This window comes from methane-oxidizing endosymbiont of Gigantopelta aegis, from assembly GCF_016097405.1.
In the GTDB taxonomy this organism is placed as follows: Bacteria; Pseudomonadota; Gammaproteobacteria; order Methylococcales; family Methylomonadaceae; genus Methylomarinum.
The window spans coordinates 1,180,539-1,186,688 of sequence record NZ_JAEHGD010000001.1 but is presented as its reverse complement, the minus strand read 5'-3'; the positions used below and the strand labels follow the sequence as shown (position 1 = coordinate 1,186,688).

Here is a 6,150-nt window from a genome sequence, read left to right as displayed (position 1 = left end):
TATTCTGACGCACGATGGTAAAAAACAACGTGTGGACCCGACCCGGAAATACCATCGCTATGCAGATGATTTAGCTTTTAAAGCCAAACCGATTCCGGAACTGCAACAACAACCGCCAGTGCCGGTGTGCGGAACTTATTGCGCACCCACTAACATGAGGCAATCAGACCTATGAAGCCGCTTACTCGCTTTCAGATTGGTTTGCTGTTCCTCAACACGGTGGGCTGTGCTCATTTTGGACTGGATTCAGAGGCCGATATTGCCGCTGAAAACTGTTACGCCTATCGCTATGGCGACAAAATACGCCGTATCAATTTCAGCCAGGCATTTGACTGGTGTTACCGTTCGGCGCGCTGGGGCGATGCCAACAGCCAGACCTTGCTGGCAGAATTGTATTACCTGGGGCTGGGCGGTAAGCAAAACATAGCACTGGCAAGCCACTGGTACGAAAAAGCTGCGCGCCAGGGCCATGCCCATGCCCAGTATATGTTGTATCGGATAAACCGGGCCAATGCAGATTTCAATCAGCGGCAACAGGCCGAATATTGGCTGAAACAGGCAGTTTACAGTGGCTATAAACTGGCATTACAGGAAACAGACAACCGCAATGATCACTAACAATAGTTTTAATAAATCACTGTCCGTCAGTATTGAGCAGGAAACCGTGAGCCGTAAATTGCTGGAACTGCTGGACGATGCCATCAAACACGATGGCTATGGCGATATTCGTGTGGAAGTCAAAATACTCAAGCGTAAGCAAAAAGAAGTGATTATTCACTATGGCAGGCAATACCGTTTTGTGATTGATATGCCCCTAAAGCAACCGGCTCAGGTTACAGGGCATCAGTCCAATGATGGCGATGAGGGTTCGCATCCGTTGTTGTAAAACTAATAAAAACCAACAAACCGCGTGGGGCGGTTGCGGTTGACACTAACTTGAGAGAAATTATGAATAAAAAAATGACTCAATCATTTAAACAGGCAGGTTTTACCTTGCTGGAATTACTGGTGGTCATCACCTTGCTGGCGGTTTTAGCCACCGGCGCTTTGGTCGCTTATGAAGGCATTGGCGAAAACGCTAACGATACCGCAGCCGCCAATGCGTTAAAAACAATGGAAGGCGCACTGCGTAATTACCGCGCAGTAGAAGGCGAGTATCCTGAGCAATTTGACTTGCTGGCTAATGTGGATGGAACAACAACTGATACATCGGGCGCCATGCGGTTATTAGCACCTGAAACTAAAGCCTTTTTTGGACAGTGGGCGCCAACAACTACTAATGCTAATGCCTCAGGTTCAGTCATGCGTGTTGTGGCTAATGCAATGAAAGATGTAGGTATTGAAGAGCTGCAGGCTGTGAACAGTAATACCACATGGGAGGCCGGTTTTGTTCCCAACCTGGCATTGAATGAAAGTTATCCGCTTGCAACAAACCCAGGTTCTGAACTGGCTTTTGTCAATGATGCTTCCGGTGCGCTTATTTATGATGAAGCAACTATTAGTTCAACTAATGTCGCCCTGTCCATTGTGCCTTCCGCTTATGATAACAATGGTACTGGCACAGCTTGTTCAGCCGATAGTACTGATTTTTCTAATTCTTTTGATGGAACCTTTGCCGTGGCAGATGAAAATACCCGCTTGAATCTGATCAATGATGCACTGGGTTCAGAAACCTGTACTTTGGTCATTGCCCTCGGCATTGGTAAAGAAGTTCCAGGAGCAACGGCAGGGTCACGTGTCGGTATTGGTCAGGTGGCAACGGTTGGCACCAACAATATCAACCCTAATCAGCACTATGCGCGTGCTATTGCCTTATTTCAAGTGGCAGAAGATGGTTATGATGGTTCAACACCGGACGGCACAATCCAGGCTTCTGAAGTATTCCCTAAAGCCCGTCTGGTTGGCGTAGTTGATCCTGAAGGCCGTACGGTAGATGAAGTGATCGCGGCGGCTAACGCGGGTAACTAATCACTGACGTTGAATACGGATTACGCAGTGCAGGGTAGATTCACCCGTGGCAAATACCGGGTGGCCAGAGCAAGGAGGTTGGGCGCATGAAACCCTGCGGTTTTGCTGTTCCCCAATGTGGAGCAGCAAAACAAACTGCGTATTTTTGTTGTGAAACCAAGATCATTCAGGCAAGCGCACCGCTTGCCTGAATGATTTTTCTGATTTAGGGGGAAGGCTGTGCTGACGGGTTATTATCGGGGATTTACCTTGTTGGAATTATTGGTTGTTTTGACCTTGCTGATGATTCTGTCCGGCACGGCCATTTATGCGTATGAAGGTCTGGAGGAACAGGGGCGTGATAATGCGGTGGTCTATGAAATGTCCCAGATTCGTAACGCTTTGTTGCAGTTTCGCCGCGACAGTGGCAGCCATGATTTTCCAGGGCAAGGTCAGTACGATTGTGATGATGCCCCAACTGCTGACAGCAATAGCATCAATCCGGCGATCGAGCCACAATTGCCGTCATCTGTCGCCAGTTTAAGCAGTGCGGATAAAGTTACCTGGTGCCGGTCTGAGGTTAATTTCTGGATGCTGTTTAAAGACCCTTTAGCCAAAGGTTGGAACCGGGATACACACCGGGGCTGGAATGGCCCGTATTTGCTGCAAAAAGATCAACCGCTGGATTATGAAAACCTATCTGCCGTTTGGGGAATTGTTGATGCGTATGGAAATCCTTATTTATTGAAAGATTTAGATAATGACGATAAAGCCCGTATTGTCAGTACAGGTGCGAATGGTGTTTATGAGGGTGAAGGGAGTATGCCTTGTTTTGCTCCGGCAGCGAGTGATGATCAGGTATTGTGTCTTTTAAAATGAAAAAAATGGCGCGCGTGGAATTATCGGTAAACCAGAGTGATGGCTTTACCCTGCTGGAAATGGTGTTGGTATTGTTTCTGATGGGGCTGGTGGCCTCGGCAGGTCTAATGCTGACCGAAAATGTGGAAGATCAGGAAAAATATGATGAAACCAAACGGCGGATGGCAATGATGCGTCAGGCGATTATTGGCAATCCGGCACGGACGATCAATGGCCATCCTGACATCAGCGGCTTTGTTGCCGACATGGGGCGCTTGCCGGGTTGTGTCAAGGAACTGTTGCAAGACGAAGACTGTGACGGCAACACGATCTCTGGTTGGTTACAAGATGCCAGCACCGGTGTGTGGTCCGGCTGGCGCGGGCCTTATATTCACGTTATACCAGAAAGTAATGGCAAGCGTTATTTTCGTGATGGCTATGGCAATTCCGATGCTTCCGATGCCCTCAATTCCGGCTGGGACTATCAGGTTTCTGGCGCGGTAGAAGTCATGTTGACCAGCAAGGGGGCTGATGGAGTCAGTTCAGCCGATGATATAACCGATGATCAACTGATCACGGCGAATGACTGGCGAATCAATACTATTCAGATTCGGTTTGTCAACAACAGCAGTACCGCTTTGCCCGCTTCTGCTCAGACGGTTGAGTTGCGGGTTGTGTGGTCGGATAAAGATTTTTACAAAACCAGTTCTTCCTATAATATGACTGCCGGCGTTATTCCAGCCGGAAGTAGCGTTATTGTTCCCTTCAGTTTCAGTGCATCTGAAGCCGTGCCAATGGGCGAGCAGGGTTATCTGCTGGTCTGTAGTAATAACAACAAACTGTTTGATGGCACTTGTACACAAAATATCAATTATCTTGATGATGTTCGTCATTTTACCGTTGCTCCCCGAAGTACGCCTGTTCTGGATTGGATAATTCCATAATGTTGCAACATTTACCGTTTTCATTTGGCAAAGCCAAATCGCTGTTAATTTGCGAAACCGATGGCTTTTCTTTGAGCGGTGTCGTGGTTGCGCATCAAGATGATGATATTCAGGTTTTGCACCGTGCCCGCAGTGAACAGGGCAATATGGCTGAAGCACTGGAGACATTGCTGGCTAAACTGGCCGATGAGGGCTGGAAGGCGAATGGTCCGGCAGTATTACTGACACCGGCAGTATTGTCTACGCTGGTAGAGCTGCCGGTCAGTCCCGTTAAACCCCGGCCTTTGCCGCAAATGAAAATGCTGGTGCAAAACGAGGTCGAGGTCTTGCTGATTCAGCATATGCTGCGCTGGTCTATCGGTAATCTATTGCTCCGGCAAGGTTATCTGACCGATGAGCAATTGCAAACCGTACTGGATATGCAGCAAAACAAGCCGAATGCCAATACGGCAATGAGTGCTGCGGATCAATATTCTTTTCGCCGGTTTGGTGAGCTGGCCGAAGAATTGGGGTATATCAAGCGCAGCCAGTTGTCAGCTTGCCTGGAGGGGCAAGAGTGGTTGAAAGGCGAGGAGTTTCCAATCGAGTGCAACTGGTCGGCCCAAGGCGCAGCGAAGGATGCACCGGGGACATTCAATTGGTTGGTCAGTTGTGTTAGCCAACCGTTGCTGAAACGCTGGGTGGATTTGTTCGCAGGTCAGAATATCGAGCTGAAAGCCTTGTATCCTGTGACCAGCTGTGCGGCCGCATTGGTGCAAAAACAGCCCGATCCTCATGTGGTGTTACAGGCCTTGCCGGGGCAGGCGGTGTTGCTGCGGCAGCAACATGATGTTGTTAGTCATTTGCATATTGATAGTCACTCCGGTAAATCCAGCCTGGAACTGTGTCTGGAAAGTTATCATGCATTGCAAACTTCACATCATGAGCCATTGTGGTTAATTGCTCGATTTGCTGAGGAAGAATCGCTGGCGAAAGAGTTGGAGGACGCTTTAGGCATTGAGATTAATCGTCTCCGTGATGAACGTCTGGATGAATTGTTGTCGGCGCAGATGCTGGCCGTGGCCCGGCATGAATTCAAACAGCTCGATAGCGGTTTTTGTTTGGGCTTGCAAGAAGGCGGCCCGCTGCCTGCACCATTGCAACGGCCACAAATACGGGCGGCAATTTTGATGGGAATACTGGTGTTGTTGATAGCCGTTGCGGAACTGAGTTTGTCATTACGTCAGCAATGGGCGCAGACCGAACATCAGGAACTGGCGGAAAAGTGGGCTAAAAAGAAGCGTGAGTCGAAAAAAGTCAAGAAATTGAAGCGACAATACAGCCAAGCCAAACAAGCGATAACAGACAAACAAGCAGAAATTAAACGATTACAAGCGATGCTGGATTTTTACAATCAGGTCATCCCGGGGCGGGAAGCGCTGATTCTGGATTTGCTGGGTATGTTGCAACAGGTTGTTGATGACGAGACGCTGTTTTTTTCTTTGCAGGAAACCGATATTTCTGCCACCGCACGCGAATATGTCAAGCAAATCAATAAAAATGCCGTGGCGACGGCTCATTTTGAATTGTCGGGCTGGGCGCTGAATGAAGCAGCAGCTCAACAGTTGATTAACAATGTTCAGGCGGCGATCAAACAGTGGTCGATGGAAATTTACCAGATGCCGGTAATGGCGGCTAAAGGGCCTTTCAATCTGGATGGCTATGCTGTAACTATGCATCTGGTCAAATGGCAGTTAAAAGAGGATAAGCCCTGATGAGGCCTGTTTATATAAAACCTGTTCATCAGCTGTTGATTGGGGCGGTGATCGTGTTATTGGTGGCGGGGGGGTATATTTATTTTCGCTATTTACCTGTCCAGCAAAAGATTGATCAATGGCAGGCGGAGACGGAAGGTTTTAAACGCCGTTTGGCTAAAGCCGATGACTCGCCACCGTCAAAGAAAAAAATTGCTGAATTGAAAAAACAACTCGATGAACTGACGCAACAAGCCCAATCGCTAGAGAAGTTGTTTGCGCCTATTAAAAAACAACTGGCGCCGGTTAATTCCCAGGCACTGAAATTGAAAATTTCCCAGTTGGCCCGGGAAAGCGGTGTTTATGTGCGTGCCAATATTAAGGTGCAAGGCAAACCGCTAGCAAGCAAAAAGAAACAGGATGCACAACTGGTGCCGGCATCTGAAGGCTGGGTCGCGCGGATGTCGCCGGGGTCGGTATTTTTCAGGCCCATGCAGCAATTGACTCTGGAAGGGACGTATCAGGCTTTATATGCCTTTATTCATGGGTTGTCTTCTATGCCATATCAGGTGACGGTTGTTAAATTGTCGATCAAAAAAAGCGATGCTGATTCACCGCCCGGTTATCCGCAACGATTGATATCTAAAGTCATTTTGGCGTTGTAGAGA

Annotated in this window: 7 protein-coding genes; all 7 read left to right on the top strand. The window is 48.4% G+C overall.

Annotation, left to right across the window (positions count from 1 at the left end):
* Positions 1–171 precede the first annotated feature (171 nt).
* The gene (locus JEU20_RS05960) at positions 172–618 is read left to right on the top strand and encodes a tetratricopeptide repeat protein (protein WP_198244189.1); all 447 of its coding nucleotides are present in this window, start codon (positions 172–174) and stop codon (positions 616–618) included.
* Positions 608–886 carry a hypothetical protein gene (locus tag JEU20_RS05955; protein WP_245395125.1) on the top strand — a complete coding sequence of 93 codons (279 nt, stop codon included), beginning with the start codon at positions 608–610 and terminating at the stop codon, positions 884–886. The genes JEU20_RS05960 and JEU20_RS05955 overlap by 11 nt, the downstream gene beginning before the upstream one ends.
* Before the next feature lie 62 nt (positions 887–948).
* On the top strand, positions 949–1,968 hold the full coding sequence (locus tag JEU20_RS05950) for a type II secretion system protein (protein ID WP_198244187.1): 1,020 nt from the start codon (positions 949–951) through the stop codon (positions 1,966–1,968).
* A 219-nt stretch (positions 1,969–2,187) separates the two neighbouring features.
* Positions 2,188–2,826 (top strand): prepilin-type N-terminal cleavage/methylation domain-containing protein, encoded by a 639-nt coding sequence (locus JEU20_RS05945; RefSeq protein WP_198244186.1) that lies wholly within the window; start codon positions 2,188–2,190, stop codon positions 2,824–2,826.
* Positions 2,823–3,749, top strand: a complete 927-nt coding sequence (locus JEU20_RS05940; RefSeq protein ID WP_198244184.1) for a type II secretion system protein — start codon at positions 2,823–2,825, stop codon at positions 3,747–3,749. Before JEU20_RS05945 ends, JEU20_RS05940 begins: the two co-directional genes overlap by 4 nt.
* On the top strand, positions 3,749–5,503 hold the full coding sequence (locus JEU20_RS05935; protein WP_198244182.1) for a hypothetical protein: 1,755 nt from the start codon (positions 3,749–3,751) through the stop codon (positions 5,501–5,503). Before JEU20_RS05940 ends, JEU20_RS05935 begins: the two co-directional genes overlap by 1 nt.
* Positions 5,503–6,147 carry an MlaD/PqiB family protein gene (locus JEU20_RS05930; RefSeq protein ID WP_198244179.1) on the top strand — a complete coding sequence of 215 codons (645 nt, stop codon included), beginning with the start codon at positions 5,503–5,505 and terminating at the stop codon, positions 6,145–6,147. The genes JEU20_RS05935 and JEU20_RS05930 overlap by 1 nt, the downstream gene beginning before the upstream one ends.
* The last annotated feature ends 3 nt before the right edge of the window (positions 6,148–6,150 follow it).